At 40.6% G+C, this 1,083-nt stretch carries 2 protein-coding genes; both read left to right on the forward strand.

Annotation, left to right across the window (positions count from 1 at the left end; genetic code table 11):
• The first annotated feature begins 77 nt into the window (after positions 1-77).
• The gene (locus tag PX481_RS20675) at positions 78-440 is read left to right on the forward strand and encodes a helix-turn-helix domain-containing protein (protein ID WP_002759746.1); all 363 of its coding nucleotides are present in this window, start codon (positions 78-80) and stop codon (positions 438-440) included.
• Positions 441-459: 19 nt separating this feature from the next.
• A complete protein-coding gene (locus tag PX481_RS20680) occupies positions 460-1,044 on the forward strand; it encodes an IS630 family transposase (protein WP_002759745.1) in 585 nt (194 codons plus the stop codon).
• Positions 1,045-1,083: the final 39 nt, after the last annotated feature.

The following is a 1,083-nucleotide window of genomic DNA, read 5'->3' on the forward strand; positions in this document are numbered from 1 at the left end:
ATATAGCGGTATGCACTTGCATGAGGTACAATAGAAGAGGACAATAAATTATAGACCTAGGCAGGAGCCACGACCCGATGAAGCCCTATTCTTTAGACTTGCGACAAAAGATCATCGAGACCTACGAGGAGAATAACCTCTCACAACGTGAGTTAGCCAAAAGATTTAGAGTAGCTTTAAGCTTTATCCAGAAACTAATCAAGCAGTGGCGTGAAACAGGAAATCTAAATCCCCGACCGCATGGTGGAGGACAAAAACTCAAGCTTAAGAGCGACGAAATTATCTTGCTGGGCGATTTAGTCCAAGAAAAGAAAGATGCCACCTTAGACGAGTTAAGAAAACAAATTGAGGAAAAAACACAGACGGTGGTGAGTAACTCAACAATCAGTAGAATTTTAAAACGGCTAAATTTAACTCAAAAAAAAAAGCTTACACGCTAGGGAAAGAGACACGGAAAGAGTGCAAAAATTAAGAGAAGAATATTGGGAGAAAATCCGAGATGTTAGAGCGGAAGATTTGGTTTTCGTTGACGAGTCTGGCTCTAATCTAGGGATGACAAGACTTTATGGCAGGGCTGAAAAAGGTCAGAGAGTGTATGATTCAGTTCCGTTAAACCGAGGAAAAAACGTCACGATAATTGGAGCGATAGCGCTCAAAGGCTTGCTGGCTTTTATCAATGTATTTGGAGCCGCAAATGGTTTAATATTTGAAGCATTTATTGCTACATTATTAGTTCCAAACTTGTGGAAAGGAGCTTGTGTATTAATGGATAATGCTTCGATTCATCAAAAAGAAACCCTCGAACCAATTCTTCAAGAAGTCGGTGCTAGACTGGAGTTTTTACCTCCCTATTCTCCCGATTTTTCTCCCATTGAAAACTGTTGGTCGAAAGTGAAAATACTGATTCGTTCTATGTCACCTCGTACCTATGCTGATCTAGAAAAAGCGATCGTTCAAGCCTTTAGTCAGATTACATTGCGAGACATCCATCACTGGTTTACCCATTGTTGCTATTGCGATACCCCTTTTAAAGAGCCTACCTAGTCATCCATGCTGTACCTCATTCAACTGAAACCCGCTATA

Source organism: Microcystis sp. M53603_WE2 (genome assembly GCF_030065435.1).

Excerpts from the sequence above, each read along its gene's own strand:
- PX481_RS20675 (WP_002759746.1), top strand. The coding sequence starts at position 78 with ATGAAGCCCTATTCTTTAGACTTGCGACAAAAGATCATCGAGACCTAC.